We start from the raw sequence: 20045 nt of genomic DNA, 5'->3' as shown, positions 1-20045 counted from the left end.
GAGCACCTTCTGTGATGACCTTAAAAACGGCGCCCATTCTGCCATAGCATCCGCCACCACCGTGAGCAGATGTCGCCAGCGAGACATGACCACCACGGCTGCCATAGAATGGGGGCCATGTCATGAGCGTAAAAAGGCACACTCCCCAGAAATGGCCAAACTCTTCTTTGCCCTGCCCCTGCACCGGCTCGCCCCCGAGCTGATCGACTGGCGTGACCAGCGCCCCTGGCCGGGCCAGCCGGTCCCCGAAGCCAACCTCCACCTGACGCTGGCCTTTCTCGGTGAAGCAGATCAGGTCACCACTGCCCGCCTGATGGCCGCCGCCGAGCGGCAGCACTGTCCGCCGCTGACCATCAGGCTGGATGAGACCGGCTGGTTCAGCCGTGCCAAGGCGGCCTGGGTGGGACCGGGTGACTGGCCGAACGAGCTGAACGTGCTGGCCAGGGCGCTGCGCCGCCACGGCGAGAAGCTGGGGCTTGGCAACGGCGAGCAGGGCTATCGCCCCCACGTCACCCTGTCGCGCAAGGCGGGCGAGGCACCCGACACCTTGCCGGCGCCGGATTTTTTGCTGCAAGCGGATCACTTCTGCCTCTATCAATCCATTGCCACCCCGGACGGGGTTCGCTATGAGCCGCTCGCCTGCTGGCCCCTACGCGCCAGAGAGAAGATGGCGTCGTGACAGTCGATCGGCCTCGCTTCCTGCCTATAAAAGAGAGAACAGCACCATGATTTTCGATCCCCCCCTGCAATCCGGGCAGCTCATCTCCCGCTACAAGCGCTTCCTGACCGACGTGCTGCTCGACAATGGCGAGCAGATCACCATCCACTGCGCCAATACCGGCGCCATGACCGGCTGCGCCGAACCGGGCACCCGGGTCTGGTACTCCACCTCCGACAACCCCAAGCGCAAGCTGCCCCACAGCTGGGAAATCGCCGAGAGCCCGGCGGGGCACTTCATCTGCGTCAACACGGCGCGCGCCAACCAGATAGCCCGCGAGCTGATCGAACAGGGAGCGCTGGCCCCGCTCGCCGGCTACGCCAGGCTGCGCACAGAAGTGAAATACGGCGAAGAGAACAGTCGCATCGACCTGCTGCTGGAGGATGACCACAGGCCCTCATGCTACATAGAGGTGAAATCCGTGACCCTGCTCGATGAGCGCGAGCAAGCCGGCATGGGCTACTTTCCCGATGCGGTCACCAGCCGAGGCGCCAAGCATTTGCGTGAATTGATGGCCATGAAGGCGGCAGGGCACAGAGCCGTGCTGCTATTTATGGTTTTGCACTCTGGAATAGTGAGAATGCGCCCTGCAGCACACATAGATCCGCACTATAGTCTGCTTATTGAGCAAGCAATTGCGGCAGGGGTTGAAATTTTATGCTATCGACCCCATGTTGGGGTGCAGAGCATGGTGGCCCAAGATTTTATCCCGTTTGAATCTTGTCACCTGCTACCCGAGGGCAGCGAATAAATGTTGGGATGGGTAACATAATTGGTACGGCTTGTTTGCCTACGCGTTACCCTTCTGCTATAGATGTCGCCCTCAATTTATGGATGGCACGGGTAGCGTGCTGAATTAGGAGACAGGGCATGCCAACAGGCGAAAACAGGAAATCTCTGGGCCCCCTGGCCATTGCGGGTGTGGCGCCTTACCAGGAAAAACCGGGTGAGGAGTACATGAATGACCAACAAAAGGCACATTTTCGCAAGATCCTGGGAGCCTGGCGCAACCAACTGATGCAGGAAGTTGACCGCACCGTTGACCACATGAAGGATGAGGCAGCCAACTTTCCGGATCCCGTGGATCGCGCCGCGCAAGAAGAAGAGTTCGCTCTCGAATTGCGTACCCGCGACCGTGAACGCAAGCTGATCAAGAAGATCGAGAAGACCTTGGTGCTGCTTGAAGACGATGACTTCGGTTACTGCGAGCATTGCGGTATCGAGATCGGTATCCGTCGTCTGGAAGCCCGTCCGACAGCCGACCTCTGTGTCGACTGCAAGACACTCGCTGAAATCAAGGAAAAACAGATGGCCGGTTGATACCGACCACTGGCATAACTGAAAAAAGGGAGCTTGCGAGCTCCCTTTTTTATTGAGCTTTTGGTCTGGGCGTCCCAGAATGCAGCCTCAATAAATCGCTTGCCCTGATTGCCATGCCCGTGAATACAGTCCCGTCACCCCAGACTCGCCCCTATACAGGTCGCTTTGCCCCCTCCCCGTCAGGCCCGCTCCATTTTGGCTCCCTGATTGCGGCGCTCGGCAGTTTCTTGCAGGCCAGGGCGCAACAGGGGCGCTGGCTGGTGCGGATCGAAGACATAGATCCGCCGCGGGAGATGGCCGGTGCCGCCCCGCTCATACTGCAGACATTGGCGGCCCATGGCCTGGAGTGGGATGGGGAAGTGATGTACCAGAGCCGGCGTCATGGTCGTTATGACGAGATCATCGGGCAGCTCTATCAGGCTGGCGATCTCTACTGGTGCCGCTGTACCCGGCGCGAGATCATGGCGGGCGGCGGCTTGTACCTCGGCCACTGTCGTGAGCTTGGTCTCGGGGCCGAGGGATGCGCCGCCCGGCTGCGCCAGCACCATCCGGTCTACCATTTCGAGGATGGGTTGCAGGGCCGCATTGCGGTTCCTGCGGCGCTGGCCGAAGAGGACTTCATCATACGCCGCCGGGATGGCCTCTACGCCTATAACCTGGCGGTGGTGGTGGACGACATGGACAGCGGCATCACAGAGATAGTGCGCGGTGCCGATCTGCTGGAGCCCACGGTGCGCCAGGTTGCCCTCTACCAGACGCTGGGGGCCAGCGTACCCGCCTGGGTGCACCTGCCACTGGCGGTGCTGGCGGATGGCCACAAGCTGTCCAAGCAGAACCATGCGCCGGCACTGGCGCTGGACGAGGTCAGGCCGGCCCTGTGGCAGGCGCTGCACTTTCTCGGCCAGTGCCCGCCCCCCGAGCTGATGGCGAGCCGCATTGACGAGATCATCGGCTGGGGCATTGCCCACTGGCGGCTCGACCGGGTTCCAGCCAGAGAGAAGATCAGCCTGGAACAGGGAACACCGGGCTTTGCATTGGGTCAGGCCTGAGCGCGCTGACATGGACAACACAGTTTTTTGGTTAGCCAAGCCTGAACTTTTTGAATGAACCACATCGTTTTTCATTTGGTCAGGCCTGAGCTATGATAGGCCGCTATTTTTTGGCCTCCCGTCAATTTGAAGTCATGAAGAGGTGTACCATTTTTTCCCAGATCGCAAACTTTTGCCGCAAGGTGCTCGGCAAGGAAGACGGCGAGCAGTCGGTGGAGTCTCCCATCCCGGCCCACGTAACCGGGCAACGCCGTACCTTAAGCCGTGACCAGCACCCCATCTCGCGCAAAGAGATCAGCGAGAATGCGCTCAAGGTGCTCTATCGCCTGAACAAGGGTGGCTATGATGCCTACCTGGTCGGCGGGGGTGTCCGGGATCTGCTGCTCGGGAAGACGCCAAAGGATTTCGACATCGCTACCAACGCGACGCCGGAGCAGATCAAGGCTCTGTTCAGCAACTGCCGCCTGATCGGCCGCCGCTTCCGCCTGGCCCACATCGTCTTTGGTCGTGACGTGATCGAAGTGGCCACCTTCCGGGGTCACCACCATCAGGTCAATACCAGCAAGCATGTGTCGGCCCAGTCTGATGAAGGCATGCTGCTGCGCGACAACGTCTACGGCACCATAGAAGAGGATGCCGAGCGTCGCGACTTCACCGTCAACGCCCTCTATTACAGTGCCAGGGATTTCACCCTGCACGATTTCGAGGGCGGCATCGAGGACCTCGCCCAGCGCAAGCTGGAGCTGATCGGCGACCCCGAGACCCGCTATCGCGAGGATCCGGTGCGCATGCTGCGCGCCGTGCGTTTCGCCGCCAAGCTGGACATGACCATAAGCCCGCGCAGCGCCGCCCCCATCAAAGAGCTGGCATCCCTGCTTCAGGACATCCCCGCCGCCCGCCTGTTTGAGGAGACCCTCAAGCTGTTCCTGGCTGGCGATGGCCTGGCGACCTACAAGCTGATGCGCGAATACGGGCTGTTCCAGCCGCTGTTCCCGCAGGTGGCCGCCCTGTTCACACCCCACGGCACCTCGCCGTTCGAGCAGTTCATCGAACTGGCGCTGCTCGATACCGACACCCGGGTACGGGCCGACAAGCGAGTCACCCCGGCCTTCCTCTACGCCACCCTGCTGTGGGGCTGTGTCGAAGCCCGCGCCCGCGTGCTGGAAAACGAGAGCGGCCTGCCCTGGCACGACGCCTTCATGCTGGCCATCAACGAGGTGCTGGACAATCAGGTGCGGATCATCGCCGTACCGCGCCGGTTCACCACGGATGTACGCGACATCTGGGCACTGCAACAGCGACTGACCCGCCGTCAGGGTCGTCACCCCGAGCGGGCCATGGAGCACCCGAAATTCCGCGCCGCCTACGACTTCCTGTTGCTGCGCAACCGGGTCGAGCGCGGCCTCGGCGAGCTCGCCAGCTGGTGGGAACGCTATGTGGAATCCAATCCGGACGTGCGCCCGCAACTGCAACGGGAAGCGACCCGGGGCGGTGAACGCGCACCTGCGACCGACGAAAAGCGCAGCGGTAACAGCAACAGCCGCAACCGTCGTCGCCCCCGTCGTCGCAAGCCGAAAGCGGCCGAGTAATGACCGAGGTCTTCGTTGCCATCGGCTCCAATCTGGCTGATCCGCTCGGCCAGGCCCGCCGCGCCGTGGTCGCACTGGCGGCGCTGCCGGAGTCCGAGTTGCAACAGGCCTCCTCGTTTTACAGCAGTCGCCCCATGGGCCCTGCGGATCAGCCGGACTACGTCAATGCCGTGGTACGGCTGGACACCCGGCTCGGCCCCCTGGCCTTGCTGGATCAACTGCAAAAAATCGAGCTGGAACAGGGACGTGTGCGCAAGGATGAACGTTGGGGCCCCAGAACCCTGGATCTCGATCTGCTGCTCTATGGCGATCGGATCATCAGGCATGAGCGCCTCGTCGTTCCCCATTACGGCATGAAGGAGCGGGAGTTCGTGCTGCTGCCCTTTGCCGAGATTGCGCCCGCTCTGGTGCTGCCCTGCGGCACCCCGCTCGCACAACTGGTTGCCCGCTGCCCGCACAATGATCTTGCCATCATTGCCCCCGTGGCAGCACTTGGGGAACCCTGATGAGCAGAGCCATCGACGCCCTTGTGATCCTCACGGACACACGCGGCGAGTAGGAGCAACGTTATGAGCAAGATCACCACCGCCAGCCTGCTGAAGATGAAGCAGGAAGGGCAACGCATCACCGCCATCACCGCCTATGATGCCAGCTTCGCCAAGCTGTTCGACGACGAGGGCGCCCACGTGCTGCTCATCGGCGATTCGCTGGGCATGGTGTTGCAAGGGGGCCAGGACACGCTGGCGGTCAGCATGGATGAGATGGTCTATCACACCCGTTGTGTGGTGCGCGGCACCACCAATGCGCTGGTGGTGACCGACATGCCGTTCATGAGCTATGCCACCCCGGATCAGACCTACCAGAACGCAGCCCGGCTGATGGCCGCCGGTGCCCGCATGGTGAAGATGGAAGGGGGCGACTGGCTGTGTGACAGCATTCGCCACCTGACTCGCAATGGCGTGCCTGTCTGTGGCCACCTCGGCCTCACCCCGCAATCCGTCCATGTGTTTGGCGGCTTCAAGGTGCAGGGGCGCGACGAGTTCCAGGCCCAGGAGATCTACCGCCAGGCGCTCTGCCTGCAGGAAGCCGGCATCCAGATGCTGGTGCTCGAGTGCGTGCCGGTCGCCCTGGCCGAGCGCATCACCAAGGCGCTGCGCATCCCGGTGATCGGCATAGGTGCCGGTCCCGCCACCGATGGCCAGATCCTGGTGATGCACGATGCCTTCGGTATCACCTCGGGTTACGTGCCCAAGTTCACCAAGAACTTCCTGGCCGAAACCGGCGACATGCATGCCGCCATCCGGCTCTATGTGCAGCAGGTGAGCGAGGGCACCTTCCCCGGCCCCGAACACTGCTTCAACTGATCCGGCGGTATGGATGAGAGCGGGGGCACAGGCCCCCGTTTCGCCATCCCTTTCCCGCCGATGCAACCCCTTTCCTCTGTTTGATATTTCCGAAGGTGAACTGCCGATGTTGGTCGTTAACAATCCTGCCGCTCTGCGTGAACAGATCGGCCAATGGCGCCGTGAAGGGCGTGCCATCGCATTCGTGCCCACCATGGGCAACCTGCATCAGGGACACCTGACCCTGGTGAAAGAGGCGCACAGCCACGCCGAGAAGGTGGTGGTCAGCATCTTCGTCAACCCCATGCAGTTCGACAAGGCGGAGGATCTCGTCAACTATCCGCGCACCCTGGAGCAGGATTGCGCCGCGCTGGAGAGCGCCGGCGTGGATCTGGTGTTCACCCCGACCCCGGAGATCATGTATCCGCAGGGGCTGGCCAGCCAGACCTTCGTCGAGGTGCCGGGTCTCTCCGGTCTGCTGGAAGGGGCGCTGCGTCCGGGCCACTTCCGCGGTGTCAGCACAGTCGTCACCAAGCTGTTCAACCTGGTGCAGCCTGACGTGGCCTGCTTCGGCCAGAAGGATTACCAGCAGCTGGCGCTCATTCGCAAGATGGTGGCCGACATGGCCATGCCCATCGAGATCGTTGGCGTGCCCACGGTGCGGGCCGAGGACGGGCTGGCGCTGTCATCGCGCAACGGCTATCTGACCGCGGCCGAGCGGGCGCTGGCCCCCGAGCTGGCAAGCACCATGAACTGGATCGCCGGAGAGATTGAAGCGGGGGATCACCACCTGCCCTCCCTGGTGGCGCAGGCCAGCCAGCGCCTCGACAACGCCGGTTTTCGCACCGATGCCATCGACATCGTCGATGCCGTGACCCTGGAATCCGCCACCGAGCAGAGCCAGCAACTGGTGATCCTGATGGCGGCCTATCTCGGCAAGGCCCGCCTCATCGACAACCGAGTGGTCACGCTTCAGCAAGCCTGAATCAGCCACAACCAGGAGAGTCTCATGTCCAAGAAGGTTTATTGCATCGCCCAGTTCCTGCCCAAGCCCGGTCAGGAACAGGCCCTGTTTCAGGTGCTGCAGGCCCTCGAGCCCAATACCCTGCGCGAAGATGGCTGTCTGCAGTATCGGGTGACCCGCCACATCGCCAGTCCGTTTGCCGAAGGGGAGAGCTTCCCCATCGTCTTCAACGAGATCTGGCAAGATATGGCCAGCTTCGAAGCCCACTGCCAGCGCGCGGAAATCAAAGCCTTCTTCGAACGTTACTGCCTGGCCGATGAGGGTCTGGCCGCCAAGTGGAACGTCTGTGTCTATAGCGACGAACCCGAGCAGTACGACGCCCCCGTAAAGAAGTAATTCCCCTGATTGCCAGCGGACGCCCCTTTGGGCGTCCGCTGCTTTTTCACGCCTGCAATCTGGCGTTTTCCCTTGCGACCCTGCTCGCACCCTCTGCTCTCTCTGTCCACAATCGGCCCTGATGGCCGCTACAGGTGTTTATTTATGTTTACCTTGTTTGCTTCGTTGCTCTTCTGTTTGCTCTGTTTCGCCCTGACCCGGCTGCCCGCCGGGGTGCCGCTGTCGCGCAAGGTGCTCGCCGGTCTGGTGCTGGGGGGGCTGTTTGGCCTCGGTCTGCAACTGGGCTGGGGCGCCGATGATGCCGGTGTCCAGCAGACCCTGGAGTGGGTCAATATCGTCGGTGGCGGCTATGTCAGCCTGCTCAAGGTGGTGATGATGCCGCTGGTATTCACCTCCATTCTCTCCGCCATCAACAAGCTGGAGCAGGCCCAGTCTCTCGGCAAGATCAGCGCCCTGCTGATTGGCGCCATGCTGACCCTGGTGATGATTGCCGGTCTGGTGGGGATGACCATCACCCACCTGAGCGGCCTCACCGCCGAGGGGTTGCTGAGCCACGGCAGCGACAGCGCAGCCCTGCAACAGAGCATGAGCACCATCGACAGCGCCCAGACCCTGCCCGCCCTGCTGCTCTCGCTGGTCCCCACCAACTTTGCCGCCGACATGGCGGGTAGCCGCGCCCTCTCTGTGATCGGGGTAGTGATCTTCACCGTGCTGGCCGGGGTTGCCCTGCTGCAGATGAAGGCGGAACACCCGCAGGCCGGTGCCCGCGCCGCCGTGGCCATAGATACCCTGCAGTTGTGGGTGATGAAGATGGTGCGGGTGGTGATTGCGCTCACCCCTTATGGCGTGATGGCGCTCATCGCCCGGGTGGTGGCCCACTATCCCCTGAGCGAGATCCTCAATCTGCTCGGCTTTATTCTGGTCTGCTACGTCGCCATTCTCGCGATGTTTGCGGTGCACATGGTGATCCTGCTGCTGATCGGCCAGAACCCGCTGCACTATCTGCGGGAAGTGTGGGGCCTGCTCACCTTCGCCTTTATCTCCCGCAGCAGCGCCGCCTCCATCCCCCTCAGCATCGAGACCCAGCAGCGCCTTGGCGTGCCCAGCAGCATAGCCAACTTTGCCGCATCGTTTGGTGCCAATCTGGGTCAGAATGGCTGTGCCGGCATCTATCCGGCCATGATGGTGGCAATGATTGCCCCCATGCTCGGCATCAATCCGTTTGATCCCCTGTTCTTGCTGACCCTGCTGCCGGTGATTGCGCTCGGCTCCATCGGGGTGGCGGGCGTCGGCGGTGGTGGCACCTTCGCCGCGCTGATCGTGCTCTCCACCCTCAACTTCCCCATCGCGCTGGTGGGGGTGATGATCGCCATAGAGCCGCTGGTGGACATGGGCCGTACCGCCCTCAACGTCAATGGCTCCATCATGGCGGCTATGATTACCAAGCGCTTGCTGGGCAAACAACAGCTGGCCAAAGTGGAGACGGTGCAGACGCGGGAACAGCCGCAGGCCGCCAGCTAACCCTGTAGACCACGCCATATGAGAGAAGCCCGCAATGGCGGGCTTCTTCTTTTCAGCGGTTCTGCCCCTGTTGGCAGGGCGCGTTTACTCGGCCGTGACGGGGTAACCGGCGCCTTTCCAGGCGAAGATGCCGCCCGGTACCCGATAGACCTGCTGATAGCCCTGGGTCACGGCCCAGGCGGCGGCGTTGTGGCTGCGGCCGCACTTGACGAAACCGCAGTAAATCACCACAGGGCGGGTCTTGTCGTCCCCCAGCAACGTCTGGAACTGTTCAGGCGTGCCGCTCCCCTCCACGATCTGGCTCCAGTTGTCGCCTGACTTGGCCTCTTTCACGAAGACGAAGTTCTTGGCCCCCGGGATGTGCTCCTTCTTGAAGGCGTCCTCATAGGGCATGGTGTCGATGATCACCAGCTCCTCCCCCTTGTCCATCCGGGTCTTCAGCTCGGCCACGGTCAACAGCTGATAACCCCCCTGCTGGGCCTCCTGGGCAAGCTGCACCGCCGCCTGCTCCAGCTTGGTCTCCTGCTCGAACTGATTGTCACCGCAGCCACTCAGGGCAAAGCTGGCGGCGATCAGCGAGGCAACCAGGGTGCGGGATCGCAATCTCATCATGTCACTACTCCTTGCTAACGATTGAAACGGGGCGGGAGCGTCGCAGCAGGGCGCCCGCGAGCGTCAGTAGCAGCAGATCCCGCACTATGGCCTGTGGCAGCGAGCCGAGATCGGCACGGCCCAGACAGCCACAAGCGATGTCGAGCCCGATGGCGACGCCATAGCCCAACACAGGAATAAACAGGGCCAGCAGCGCCATCACCAGCCAGAGCCCCCAGCGCAAGTTGGCGATCACCGCCACTCCCGCGCAGAGCTCAAGCGCGATCAGCCCCCAGGCAACTGCCGGGATCAGCGACGACCAGATCAGGCCGAAGGCACCGATCTGCTCGACGAACAACGCGGGGGATGCCAGCTTGAAAGCCGCCGAGGCCACGAAGAATCCCCCCAGGGCCAGGTTGGCCAGCATGCGCAAATACGCGGGCATGGGCTACCTCTTTATAGAGAGAGATAGATTCTAACCCTTCCCGACTGAGTCGCAATGAGTTCGACGGCGGCTCACGCCACTGTTTTCATTTTTTGCAAGGCAACGCAGAAATAAACGGGGCGCCCGCATGGACGCCCCGTTTTGAGTAGGACTCAGTGCCGCAGCCCGGTGCCGCGGGAGATGAGCCACCAGGCCAGACCGTAGAGGGCCACGATGAAGCCGATGATGATGAGGTAGGCGGTGCCGAGCGGCACGTCCGAGATGCCGAGGAAGCCGTAGCGAAACGCGTTCACCATGTAGATGATGGGGTTCACCTGGGAGACCCCCTGCCAGAAGGGGGGCAGCAGGCTGATGGAGTAGAAGACCCCGCCCAGATAGGTGAGCGGCGTCAGCACGAAGGTGGGAATGATGCTGATGTCGTCGAAGGTCTTGGCAAACACGGCGTTGATCAGGCCCCCCAGCGAGAAGAGGATGGCGGTCAGCAGCACGGTGAAGCAGACGCTGAACAGGTGGTGGATCTGCAGCGGCACGAAGAACAGCGACACCAGGGTGACAATGAGGCCAACGCAGAGGCCGCGCGCCACGCCGCCACCCACGTAACCGGCGATGATGACGTAGTTGGGCACAGGCGCCACCAGCAGCTCCTCCACGTTGCGCTGGAACTTGGCGCTGAAGAAGGAGGAGGCGACGTTGGAGTAGGAGTTGGTGATCACCGACATCATGATGAGGCCGGGCACGATGAACTCCATGTAGCTGAAGCCCCCCATGTCACCGATGCGCGAACCTATGAGGTTGCCGAAGATGACAAAATAGAGGCTCATGGTGATGGCGGGCGGCACCAGGGTCTGGATCCAGATCCGGGTGAAGCGGCTCACTTCCTTGGCCAGAATGCTCTTGAAGGCGATGTAATAAGTGGTCAGATTCATGCTTTTCTCCCCTCCTCGACCAGGCTGACGAACAACTCTTCCAGTCGATTGGCCTTGTTGCGCATGCTCAGTACCTGCACCTGCTGGCCCGACAGCTGCTCGAACAGGCTATTGAGGGACTGGCTCTTGTCCAGATCCACCTCCAGGGTGCGCTCGTCCTGCATGCGGCCGTTGAACTCGGGCACGTTCGGCACGGCGGAGCCCGGTGCCAGATCCAGCATGAAGGTCTCGCGGCTCAGCTTGCCGAGCAGCTTCTTCATGCTGGTGTTTTCAATCAGCCGACCCTTGTCGATGATGCCGATGTTGCGGCACAGCATCTCGGCCTCTTCCAGATAGTGAGTGGTGAGTATGATGGTGACCCCCTGCTCGTTGAGCTCCTTGAGGAAGGTCCACATGGAGCGGCGGATCTCGATATCCACCCCGGCGGTCGGTTCGTCCAGGATCAGCAGTCTGGGCTCGTGCATCAGGGCGCGGGCTATCATCAGCCGGCGCTTCATGCCACCGGAGAGGGTGCGGGCCGGCATGTCGCGCTTGTCCCACAGATCGAGCTGGCGCAGGTACTTCTCGGCGCGGATCTTGGCTTCGGCTCTGGGCACGCCATAGAAACCGGCCTGATGGATGACGATCTGGCTCACCTTCTCGAACTGGCTGAAGTTGAACTCCTGCGGCACCAGGCCGAGCTGGGCCTTGGCCTGCTCCAGCTGGTTGTCTATGTCGTAGCCGAACACCTTCACCTTGCCGGCGCTCTTGTTCACCAGCGAGCTGATGATGCCGATGGTGGTGGACTTGCCTGCCCCGTTGGGGCCGAGCAGGGCGAAGAAATCCCCCTGCTTGACGGTCAGATCTATGCCTTTAAGGGCTTCGACGCCCCCCTGATAGGTCTTTTTCAGGCCGCTGATTTCCAGTGCGTTCATTGCAACCCCTGTGATGGCGGATCCCATCTCGATACAGAAAAGGCGGCCGGGGCCGCCTTGCAGACAAAAAATGGCGCTCGGCCACCTCGCCCGTGATATTCCTGGACCTTGCTTACTCTTGCGGTACTACCTTGCCGATGAACGGCAGGTTGCGGTATTTCTGGGCATAGTCGATACCACAACCCACCACGAATTCGTCCGGAATGGAGAAGCCGATCCAGTCCACCGGCACCTGCACCTCGCGGCGGGACGGTTTGTCCAGCAGGGTGCAGATGGCGAGGGATTTAGGCTCGCGCAGTGACAGGATTTCACGCACCTTGTTGAGGGTGTAGCCGGTGTCGATGATGTCCTCGACGATCAGCACGTCCTTGCCCTTGATGTCGTCATCCAGATCTTTGAGGATGCGAACGTCACGGGTACTGCGCATGCCGGAGCCATAGCTGGAGGCGGTCATAAAATCCAGGGTGACGGGCAGCGGGGTCTGGCGGCACAGGTCGGCCAGGAAGACGCAGGAGCCACGCAGCAGGCCAATCATGACCACTTCGTCAGAACCCTGATAACGGGCGGTGATCTCTTCACCCAATTTGGCGATCCGGGCGGCCACGTCGGCCTCGGAGATCATCACCTCGACGGTGTGTTTCATCACTTACTCCCTCATGGCCAAAGGGGATTTGGCCGTTCATTAACGTCAAAACCGAGGATTCTACCATCCAAGCCGAGAGGCGTCAGGCATACGTGATGCTTTTATCGGCTTATTTTAATTGATAGAGTTAGCAGGCCCTCGGGCGTTATCGGTGACAATACTATAAACACCATAATCAATAACTATTAGATGAAAAAACTATGGAACCACGCGCAGAAATAAGACGTCGAACCCGGCTTTCTCCGGAAGCTCGTCGCAATCAATTGATGGAATGTGCCATCGAGGTGTTCTCCCGTCGCGGCATAGGCCGTGCGGGTCACGCCGAGATAGCAGAACAGGCCAAAGTCTCGGTAGCTACCGTGTTCAACTATTTCAACACCCGCGAAGAGCTGGTGGATGAAGTGTTGGCCGAGATCGAACGTTTCGTTCACCAGATGCTGGAACAGGCCTATACCGGCCAGGGTCCGATCAACGACAGCATTCGCCGTCACGTGAAGCTGTTTGTCGATGCCGCCTACGATCAACCCGACCACGCCAGCATCTGGCTGGAGTGGAGTTCGTCGGTGCGGGAAGAGGTCTGGCCCCGTTATGCCAAGCTGCTGGACAAGGCATTGGAGCGCATCGCGCCCCATTTGCAACGCGCCATGGATGCCGGTGAGATCCGGAGTGTGCTGTCCGCCCAGGACCTGGCCCGCTCCCTGACCGGTTTTGGTTACGTCATGATGCAGATGATCAATCAGCCACAACGCCCGTCCCGGGAAGATGTGACCGATTTTCTGTTCAAGTACGTAACGGCCCCCATCCAGGCCGCATAACCCGCCTCGTGAATGACAAGCGGCGCCGGACTGTTCAGGTCGGCGCCGCTTTTGTTTGTCCGTTTGCGGCCGGTTCAGCCTCTGTCGCGAGAGACAGCCAGCAGGGTGATGCACCACAGGTCAGGAATTGGCGTAACCCCAGCGGCTGGTCAGCGCGTGCTCGACCCCGAGGTGATCCAGGATCCGCGCCACCATGAAGTCCACCAGATCCGCGATGCTTTTCGGCTCATGATAGAAACCGGGCGCGGCCGGCATTATGGTCACGCCAAGTCTCGCCAGTTTCAGCATGTTCTCCAGATGGATGGCGGAGAAGGGGCTCTCGCGGGGCACCAGGATCAGCTGGCCGCGCTCCTTGATCACCACATCCGCCGCCCGCTCCAGCAGGTTGTCGGAGGCGCCGTTGGCGATGGCCGACACGGTTCCCATGGAGCAGGGGCAAACCACCATCTGTTTCGGCGCCGCCGACCCCGAGGCCACCGGCGAGAACCACTCCTCCTTGCCGCAGGCCACTATCTGACCCTCTTTGGCGCCGTACTGGCGACAGAGATAGGCGGATAGCTCCCTGGGTGAGCCCGGCCACTCCTGCTGCTGCTCTGTCTTGAGCACCACACGGGCGGCGGAGGAGGCCAGCAGATAGACCCGATAGTCCGCCTGCACCAGACACTCAAGCAGGCGCAGGGCGTAAGGGGCGCCGGAGGCGCCGGTCAGCGCCAGGGTGACGTGTTTATTCATGCGGGCCTCTGTGAACCTGAAAACCAAAGCGGACTCATCAAGGGCGTCATAGTTGACCGTGATAATCCTTGAGGCGAGCGATCAACTTGTCATGAATGCCGCCGAAGCCGCCGTTGCTCATGATCAGAATATGATCGCCATCGCGACACTCGGCCACCAGCCGGTTGATCAGGGTCTCCAGATCGTTGAACACCTTGGCCGGTCGGCTCATGTGAGCCGTCACCTCGCCGAGATCCCAGCCGATATTGGGCGGCTGGAAGAAGAACACCTCGTCGGCACCGTCGAAGCAGCCGGCCAGCTCTTCCTTGTGCACCCCCAGCTTCATGGTGTTGGAGCGCGGCTCCAGCACCGCCAGGATGCGGGCCTTGCCCACCTTGGCGCGCAGCCCGCCGAGGGTGGTCTCGATGGCGGTGGGGTGGTGGGCAAAGTCGTCATAGATGCTGATGCCTGCCACTTCCCCCTTGAGCTCCATCCGCCGCTTGGGGGACTTGAACTGGCAGAGGGCAGCTATGCCGTGCTCCACCATGACGCCGGCGTGACGGGCGGCGGCGATGGCCATCAGGCCGTTGTTGACGTTGTGCTCGCCGATGCACTCCCAGTGCACCTCGCCCTGCTTCTGCCCATCCAGCCACACCTCGAAGGCGGAACCGTCGTCGGCCAGCTTGACCGCCTTCCACTTGGCGTCGTCCTGACCCACCAGCTCCACCTCGCTCCAGCAGCCCATCTTGCGCACCGCGGTGAGGTTGTCATCGGCTTGCGGGAACAGCACCCGGCCGTTGCTCGGCACGGTGCGCATCAGGTGGTGGAACTGGCGCTGGATGGCGGCCAGATCCGGGAATATGTCCGCGTGGTCGAACTCCAGGTTGTTCATCACCAGGGTGCGCGGATGGTAGTGGACGAACTTGGAGCGCTTGTCGAAGAAGGCGCAGTCATACTCGTCCGCTTCGATGACGAAGAAGGGAGCGGAACCGAGACGGGCGGAAACCGGGAAGTTGCCCGGCACGCCACCGATGAGAAAACCCGGCTCCAGCTTGGCGTATTCGAGCACCCAGGCCAGCATGCTGGCGGTGGTGGTCTTGCCATGGGTGCCTGCCACGGCCAACACCCAGCGATCCTGCAGCACATGCTCCAGCAGCCACTGGGGGCCTGAGATATAGGGCAGATTGCGGTCCAGCACATATTCCACGCAGGGATTGCCACGACTCATGGCATTGCCGACCACCACCAGATCCGGCGCAGGATCGAGCTGGGACGGGTCATAGCCCTCGGTCAGCTCTATGCCCTGTTGCTCGAGCTGGGTACTCATGGGGGGATAGACGTTGGCATCCGAGCCTGTGACTCGATAACCAAGCTGTTTTGCCAACACCGCCAGACCACCCATGAAGGTGCCGCAGATCCCGAGGATGTGAATGTGCATACCGCTGCCTTTTCCAGTAAAGGGAGTGCGCATTCTAGGGTCTGTTGAGGTTTGGTCGCAAGCCGCGGGCGTGACGAGACGTCAATCGACCCAGACAAGCGGGCCGCCATTTGGCCGACCCGGGCAGCACGGCATCAGCCAAGGCGGTCACAGTGCCCTTGAAATATGGTCATTTGACGCGACATCGCTATAATATCGGCCTGCAAACTTGACTCCAACACTGAAGGAAACGTCATGAGCCTGAACCTGGTACCGGCTGGCAAGAGCCTGCCCGACGACATCTACGTCATCATCGAAATCCCGCAGAATGCCGACCCGATCAAATACGAAGTCGACAAGGACAGCGGTGCCATCTTCGTTGATCGCTTCATGTCGACCCCTATGTTCTACCCGTGCAACTACGGTTATGTGAACGCCACCCTGTCTCTGGATGGTGATCCGGTCGACGTTCTGGTTCCGACTCCCTACCCGCTGCTGGCCGGCTCCGTCATTCGCTGCCGCCCGGTCGGCGTGCTGAAGATGACCGACGAATCTGGCGAAGATGCCAAGATCGTGGCCGTGCCGCACTCCAAGCTGACCAAGCAGTACGACCACATCAAGGATGTGAACGATCTGCCCGAGCTGCTGCGCGCCCAGATCCAGCACTTCTTCGAGCGCTACAAAGAGCTGGAAGCGGGCAAGTGGGTCAAGGTGGAAGGTTGGGGCGACAAGGCTGCTGCCGAAGCCGAGATCGTTACCTCTGCCGAGCGTTACGCTGCCAAGTAAGCGTACCCTCGCAAAAAAGGCGCCTCAGGGCGCCTTTTCTATTGGCGGTTGCGGGCGCTGACCCGACGTCACACCACTGGGATCCCCCTGGATATAGATGTCACGACCATCCTGCCGATAGGGCCGGTAATAGTCGCCACCGCAGCGATAACCCCCGCCCTGCTCACTCATCAGCTCGCAGTTGACCGGCAACACCTCCAGCCACTTGATTGCCTGCTGGAAACGCAGCCACTCCTGCCATTCATGTTCCCGCGCCAGCTTGTCCCGCAGGGCAAAGGTATCCGCACTGGACATCCCCTTGTTGACGATCACCTGGCCCGCCGCCGCAGGCAAGGCGGCCAACAGCAACAACAGCAGTGGAATTCGCTTCATGACGGTTTCCTGTATGACTTATTTCCAGAATTAAATTTAAAGTCTTATCAGACTGTTACCCAGATCATCAAAACTAAGCTCATCCAAATCCGGCCGGCTCACCTAGTTGTTTATTATCACCCCGAGCAGGATGCACATCATGAAACTGGCACAAGGTCTGTTGTTGAGTCTAGTGTTTGCATCCACGGTCGGCGCCAACGAAGTCAACCTGAGCTGGCAGTGGCAGTCTGCCGACGGCCAGCAGAAGCACCTTCAGCTCAATGCGGACGAGCGCATCATGTCCGCCAGTCGCCACCAGATGACCCAGCTCGATGCCTCCCTCAACTATCCGCTGGAGACACTCTACTCCTACATAAGCCCGCGCCTTTACAGCAGCATCAACCTGATCAACCAGACCAGTCCCGAAACCGCCACCAAGTTTCGCAATCTGGAGCAGGCCTTCACCCTGCACGACGACAGCATGGAGTCGACCCTGTTCTGGCAGGCCTACCAGCAATATCAGGAAGATGCCTTCTACCAGATGCGGGTGGTGCCCTGCGTGCACCCGGCCAATCGCAAGCTGCCCTGCGTGCGCCCCAACTACTCCCAGCTGTTCTACCAGTTCAAGGGAGATCTCAGGCCGCTGGCGAAGCAGTTTTCCGCCAAGGATCTGGCCACCAGCGTCGGCCTGCTGCAGGAGTGGCTGAGCGCCATCCCCACGCCTCCCGAGCAGATGGATCACTTCGCCCCGCCCCTGCAGGCCTTGCAGGACAACAAGGCCGACAGCGACGAGAAGGCTCTGCTGATGGCAAGCCTCTTGGCCGAGCTGGCGCCGCAATACATGCTCAGCATCATATACCCCAACATCAGCATCGGCAGCGTCTCGCCAGCCTGGCTGGCCATCACGGCCGACAGCGGCCTGAAGGGCGATACCCTGATGATCGGCAATCAGCGCCACGTCTTGCTGACCGGCTCGCCCCTGCTGGCCCAGCAGATGACCATGGCCAAGATCCCGCTGATCAGCGAACCCTTGTATTGAGCCACGTCCGGTTCAACTGAAGCACACTCCTCAAACCAGTTGATAACTAATTGATTTTTATCGACTGCGTGCCATCCTAGCCGCCTTTGCCAGCCGCTGTCTGCGCTGGCGGGCAGCCCGCTCGGCTCACTCGCGAGCTTATTTAACACTTTTTAAACAGATCCGATCAGTTTAGGATGAGTTCTGCCCCATTCCCTCAAGTGAAAAATCGTTATAACATAACAAAAGGAGTGTCATCAGGATGAAACATCTCGTACTTACTCTGGCGCTGCTGCCAACACTGGCCATGGCTCACAACATCAAGGAGTCTGCCCAGGTGCCGCTGGTCAACATCAGCGACAAGGGTGAGCTGGTACTGCAAGAGAAAGCGGTCAGCTACCAACCCTGGCAAAGCAAGATACTGACTGGCAAAGTCTTTTTGATCCAGCACATCGCGGGTCGCTCCAGTGCCAAGGAGCTGAACGCCCCCATGATCGAGGCGATCAAGGCGGCCAAGCTGCCCCACGACAAGTACCAGACGGTCACCATCATCAACAGCAATGACGCCATCTGGGGCACCTCCGGCTTTGTGAAGAGCAGTGCCGAAGACAGCAAGAAAGAGTTCCCCTGGTCCGCCATGGTGCTGGATGCCAAGGGCATGGCCCGCAACGCCTGGGATCTCGCGCCGGAAAGCTCGGCCATCATACTGCTGGATAAAGAGGGCAAGGTGCTGTTTGCCAAAGATGGTCAGCTCGATGCCAACAATATTGCTACCGTGATGGGGCTCATCCAGTCCCATCTCTGAATCAGAGAGAAGGGGCGCTGATGGCGCCCCTTTCATAAGGGTCTATGGGTCGTTTCAAGCTGAAAATCTGGTTGTTGCTACTGGGCTGGTTGTGGTTGCAACCGGCGCTGGCACAACACCCGCTGGAAGCCGACCTGCCCGGTCATAGCCACACTTGCGTCCTCTGCGCCCTCCATCTCGATGGCAAGCTGGCACTGACGCCCAACGTGCCCATCCCAATCCCGCATGTGGTCATCGGCAAGCTAGCTGATACCGCCTTGCCCGCCATCGATTCCACCCCTTCAGGCCAGTGCCGCATTCGTGCCCCGCCGCACTTTCATTGCTTCTCCCACTGAACATTTCTCTTATTAATTGTTTCAAAAGGATTAACGATGAAAGCAGTCACACTGTTACTGGCGGCAGCTGCCTTTGGCGTGCAAGCAAATCACGACGAGCATGAGAGTCACGGCCACGGTGCCCACGAGCATGGCCACGGCCACCTCAACCTGGTGCTCGATGGCAACCAGTTGATGCTCGAGCTGCAGGCTCCCGCCGCCGATCTGGTGGGCTTCGAGCACGCCGCCAAGAGCGACGAGGAGAAGGCGCAATACGCCAAGGCCATGGCTCAGCTCAAGCAACCCGATGCCCTGTTTCGCTTCGACCCGGCGGCCGGCTGCAAGCTGACCCAGCAGGAACTCAATGCGGCCAAGGAAGATCACGACCATGACCATGACCATGACCATGACCATGAAAAGGCTGGCAGCAGTCATGATGACCACCACCATGATGATGCGGGTCACGCCGATGTGGGTGCCATGTACACCTACACCTGTGAGGCTCCGACCAAGCTGACCGGACTGGAAGCCACCCTGTTCAGCATCTATCCGAGCCTGGAAAAGCTGAGCGTGCAGGGCATACTGCCCACCGGCCAGACTGCGGCCGAGCTGACCCCATCCGCCAACAAGCTGAGCTGGTAACACCATGAAAAAAGCCGTGGTTGAGATCCGCGATCTGGCCTTCGCCTGGCCGGATCACGAGCCTGTACTCGATCTGCCAGCCCTCACCATCGGCGAGGGGGAGCGGGTGTTCATCAAGGGGCCATCGGGCTCCGGCAAGTCGACCCTGCTTGGCTTGCTTGCCGGGATCCAGACCGCCAACCACGGCACCCTGGACGTGCTGGGCCAGCCATTGGCCCGGCTATCCGGCCGTGCCCGCGACCACTTCCGGGCGGCCAATCTGGGTTATATCTTCCAGCAGTTCAATCTGCTGCCATTTTTATCCGTGCTGGACAACGTCACCGCCGCCCTCACCTTCTCACCCGAGAAACGGGCTCGTCTGCAGGGGAGTCCCGAGCAGGAAGCGCGCCGCCTGCTGGCGGAGCTGCAGCTGCCGGCCGAGGCGCTGCACAGACCCGTCCACGCCCTCAGCATAGGCCAGCAGCAGCGGGTGGCCGCCGCGCGGGCGCTGATAGGCTCGCCACCGCTAGTGATCGCCGACGAACCCACCTCGGCCCTGGATACCGACAACCGGGCCGCCTTCATCAAGCTGTTGTTCGAGGAGTGTGACAAGCAGGGGTCGACCCTGATCTTCGTCAGTCACGATCCCTATCTCGAGCCGCTCTTCCCGCGAGTGGAGAATCTGCAACTGCTCAACCGGAGGGCCATATGCTGAATCCCAATAGCTGTGCCATCTACCCGACCAGACCCGCACCAAAGGGTGCATCCCAGCCACAACACCGGAGGCC

The 20045-nt window shown here is 61.1% G+C and carries 25 protein-coding genes; 17 read left to right on the top strand and 8 right to left on the bottom strand.

Translation table 11 applies throughout. From position 1 onward, the window contains the following. The first annotated feature begins 151 nt into the window (after window positions 1-151). The 10 genes from thpR (at window position 152) to CK910_RS09340 (ending at window position 8900) form a co-directional block, all read left to right on the top strand. A complete protein-coding gene (gene thpR / locus CK910_RS09385; protein ID WP_098982479.1) occupies window positions 152-679 on the top strand; it encodes an RNA 2',3'-cyclic phosphodiesterase in 528 nt (175 codons plus the stop codon). A gap of 46 nt (window positions 680-725) precedes the next feature. Next, a complete protein-coding gene (gene sfsA / locus CK910_RS09380; protein WP_098982476.1) occupies window positions 726-1469 on the top strand; it encodes a DNA/RNA nuclease SfsA in 744 nt (247 codons plus the stop codon). A 119-nt stretch (window positions 1470-1588) separates the two neighbouring features. Further along, window positions 1589-2038, top strand: coding sequence for an RNA polymerase-binding protein DksA (gene dksA / locus CK910_RS09375; protein WP_033137830.1), 450 nt, complete (start codon window positions 1589-1591; stop codon window positions 2036-2038). Window positions 2039-2151: 113 nt separating this feature from the next. Continuing rightward, window positions 2152-3087 carry a tRNA glutamyl-Q(34) synthetase GluQRS gene (gene gluQRS / locus CK910_RS09370; RefSeq protein WP_172955281.1) on the top strand — a complete coding sequence of 312 codons (936 nt, stop codon included), beginning with the start codon at window positions 2152-2154 and terminating at the stop codon, window positions 3085-3087. 134 nt (window positions 3088-3221) lie between these two features. Next, on the top strand, window positions 3222-4676 hold the full coding sequence (pcnB, locus tag CK910_RS09365) for a polynucleotide adenylyltransferase PcnB (RefSeq protein WP_052159080.1): 1455 nt from the start codon (window positions 3222-3224) through the stop codon (window positions 4674-4676). Next, window positions 4676-5182: a 2-amino-4-hydroxy-6-hydroxymethyldihydropteridine diphosphokinase gene (folK, locus tag CK910_RS09360; protein ID WP_098982474.1), complete on the top strand. Its 507-nt coding sequence runs from the start codon at window positions 4676-4678 to the stop codon at window positions 5180-5182. The genes pcnB and folK overlap by 1 nt, the downstream gene beginning before the upstream one ends. Before the next feature lie 63 nt (window positions 5183-5245). Next, window positions 5246-6040, top strand: coding sequence for a 3-methyl-2-oxobutanoate hydroxymethyltransferase (gene panB, locus CK910_RS09355; protein ID WP_043138776.1), 795 nt, complete (start codon window positions 5246-5248; stop codon window positions 6038-6040). 106 nt (window positions 6041-6146) lie between these two features. Then, window positions 6147-7004, top strand: a complete 858-nt coding sequence (gene panC / locus CK910_RS09350) for a pantoate--beta-alanine ligase (protein ID WP_098982471.1) — start codon at window positions 6147-6149, stop codon at window positions 7002-7004. Window positions 7005-7028: 24 nt separating this feature from the next. Next, window positions 7029-7379: a putative quinol monooxygenase gene (locus CK910_RS09345; RefSeq protein ID WP_098982468.1), complete on the top strand. Its 351-nt coding sequence runs from the start codon at window positions 7029-7031 to the stop codon at window positions 7377-7379. Between the two features lie 144 nt (window positions 7380-7523). Next, on the top strand, window positions 7524-8900 hold the full coding sequence (locus tag CK910_RS09340; protein WP_098982466.1) for a cation:dicarboxylate symporter family transporter: 1377 nt from the start codon (window positions 7524-7526) through the stop codon (window positions 8898-8900). An 84-nt stretch (window positions 8901-8984) separates the two neighbouring features. Here the strand turns inward: CK910_RS09340 and CK910_RS09335 are convergent, their stop codons facing one another. The 5 genes from CK910_RS09335 to hpt form a co-directional block, all read right to left on the bottom strand. Further along, window positions 8985-9512, bottom strand: coding sequence for a rhodanese-like domain-containing protein (locus CK910_RS09335; RefSeq protein WP_098982464.1), 528 nt, complete (start codon window positions 9510-9512; stop codon window positions 8985-8987). Window positions 9513-9516: 4 nt separating this feature from the next. Further along, a complete protein-coding gene (locus tag CK910_RS09330; protein ID WP_098982461.1) occupies window positions 9517-9936 on the bottom strand; it encodes a MauE/DoxX family redox-associated membrane protein in 420 nt (139 codons plus the stop codon). A 152-nt stretch (window positions 9937-10088) separates the two neighbouring features. Further along, a complete protein-coding gene (locus CK910_RS09325) occupies window positions 10089-10862 on the bottom strand; it encodes an ABC transporter permease (RefSeq protein WP_042869444.1) in 774 nt (257 codons plus the stop codon). Further along, window positions 10859-11776 carry an ABC transporter ATP-binding protein gene (locus CK910_RS09320; protein WP_042869446.1) on the bottom strand — a complete coding sequence of 306 codons (918 nt, stop codon included), beginning with the start codon at window positions 11774-11776 and terminating at the stop codon, window positions 10859-10861. Before CK910_RS09320 ends, CK910_RS09325 begins: the two co-directional genes overlap by 4 nt. A gap of 112 nt (window positions 11777-11888) precedes the next feature. Then, window positions 11889-12419 (bottom strand): hypoxanthine phosphoribosyltransferase, encoded by a 531-nt coding sequence (gene hpt / locus CK910_RS09315; RefSeq protein ID WP_043138763.1) that lies wholly within the window; start codon window positions 12417-12419, stop codon window positions 11889-11891. Window positions 12420-12619: 200 nt separating this feature from the next. On the opposite strand from hpt, the gene CK910_RS09310 reads away from it, so the two are divergent. Next, entirely contained in the window at window positions 12620-13234 is a 615-nt protein-coding gene (locus tag CK910_RS09310; RefSeq protein ID WP_043138760.1) for a TetR/AcrR family transcriptional regulator, read from the top strand. 120 nt (window positions 13235-13354) lie between these two features. Here the strand turns inward: CK910_RS09310 and CK910_RS09305 are convergent, their stop codons facing one another. Both CK910_RS09305 and mpl read right to left on the bottom strand, forming a co-directional pair. Further along, complete coding sequence (locus CK910_RS09305) at window positions 13355-13966, bottom strand: flavin prenyltransferase UbiX (RefSeq protein ID WP_098982458.1); 612 nt, start codon at window positions 13964-13966, stop codon at window positions 13355-13357. A gap of 46 nt (window positions 13967-14012) precedes the next feature. Beyond that, window positions 14013-15383, bottom strand: coding sequence for a UDP-N-acetylmuramate:L-alanyl-gamma-D-glutamyl-meso-diaminopimelate ligase (mpl, locus tag CK910_RS09300; RefSeq protein WP_098982457.1), 1371 nt, complete (start codon window positions 15381-15383; stop codon window positions 14013-14015). Between the two features lie 234 nt (window positions 15384-15617). On the opposite strand from mpl, the gene ppa reads away from it, so the two are divergent. Further along, window positions 15618-16148 (top strand): inorganic diphosphatase, encoded by a 531-nt coding sequence (gene ppa, locus CK910_RS09295; RefSeq protein WP_042869457.1) that lies wholly within the window; start codon window positions 15618-15620, stop codon window positions 16146-16148. Between the two features lie 24 nt (window positions 16149-16172). Here the strand turns inward: ppa and CK910_RS09290 are convergent, their stop codons facing one another. Next, window positions 16173-16520, bottom strand: a complete 348-nt coding sequence (locus CK910_RS09290) for a hypothetical protein (RefSeq protein ID WP_098982454.1) — start codon at window positions 16518-16520, stop codon at window positions 16173-16175. Window positions 16521-16659: 139 nt separating this feature from the next. Here CK910_RS09290 and CK910_RS09285 point away from each other — a divergent pair, with 139 nt between their 5' ends. The 5 genes from CK910_RS09285 (at window position 16660) to CK910_RS09265 (ending at window position 19972) form a co-directional block, all read left to right on the top strand. Further along, entirely contained in the window at window positions 16660-17538 is an 879-nt protein-coding gene (locus CK910_RS09285) for a hypothetical protein (protein ID WP_098982451.1), read from the top strand. A gap of 241 nt (window positions 17539-17779) precedes the next feature. Beyond that, window positions 17780-18322: a YtfJ family protein gene (locus CK910_RS09280; RefSeq protein WP_098982448.1), complete on the top strand. Its 543-nt coding sequence runs from the start codon at window positions 17780-17782 to the stop codon at window positions 18320-18322. Between the two features lie 44 nt (window positions 18323-18366). Continuing rightward, window positions 18367-18657: a hypothetical protein gene (locus tag CK910_RS09275; RefSeq protein ID WP_098982446.1), complete on the top strand. Its 291-nt coding sequence runs from the start codon at window positions 18367-18369 to the stop codon at window positions 18655-18657. A gap of 36 nt (window positions 18658-18693) precedes the next feature. Next, a complete protein-coding gene (locus CK910_RS09270) occupies window positions 18694-19278 on the top strand; it encodes a DUF2796 domain-containing protein (RefSeq protein ID WP_098982443.1) in 585 nt (194 codons plus the stop codon). Between the two features lie 4 nt (window positions 19279-19282). Then, window positions 19283-19972 carry an ABC transporter ATP-binding protein gene (locus CK910_RS09265; RefSeq protein ID WP_043138734.1) on the top strand — a complete coding sequence of 230 codons (690 nt, stop codon included), beginning with the start codon at window positions 19283-19285 and terminating at the stop codon, window positions 19970-19972. The last annotated feature ends 73 nt before the right edge of the window (window positions 19973-20045 follow it).

It is taken from the genome of Aeromonas sp. CA23 (assembly GCF_002587065.1).
Taxonomy (GTDB): domain Bacteria; phylum Pseudomonadota; class Gammaproteobacteria; order Enterobacterales; family Aeromonadaceae; genus Aeromonas; species Aeromonas bestiarum.
Note: the sequence above shows the minus strand (reverse complement) of the source record. Positions and strands in the feature narration are given on the sequence as shown.